The sequence below is a fragment of the Veillonella sp. ZSJB6 genome (assembly GCF_051549505.1).
GTDB lineage: Bacteria > Bacillota > Negativicutes > Veillonellales > Veillonellaceae > Veillonella.
Window position 1 is genome coordinate 1 of sequence record NZ_JBPUGE010000230.1, and the last position, 228, is coordinate 228.

The following is a 228-nucleotide window of genomic DNA, read 5'->3' on the forward strand; positions in this document are numbered from 1 at the left end:
GCTGCCATCGTGTATTGAATCAAGTCGTTCGTGCCGACTGAGAAGAAGTCGACTTCTTTCGCGAATTGCTTCGCCATGACGGCTGTCGATGGGATCTCGACCATCATCCCTGTCTCGTAGTTACCGACAGCGATGCCTTCTGCTTTCAACTTCGCTTCTTCTTCGAGAAGGAGCGCTTTCGCCGCGCGGAACTCTTCAAGTGTCGCGATCATTGGGAACATGATAGCG

The 228-nt window shown here is 52.6% G+C and carries 1 protein-coding gene; it reads right to left on the reverse strand.

Going from position 1 to position 228, the window contains the following annotated elements; genetic code table 11:
* Positions 1-228, reverse strand: a 228-nt coding sequence (locus ACSV5T_RS10535; RefSeq protein ID WP_438321127.1) for a putative PEP-binding protein, incomplete at both ends; no start/stop codon positions are given.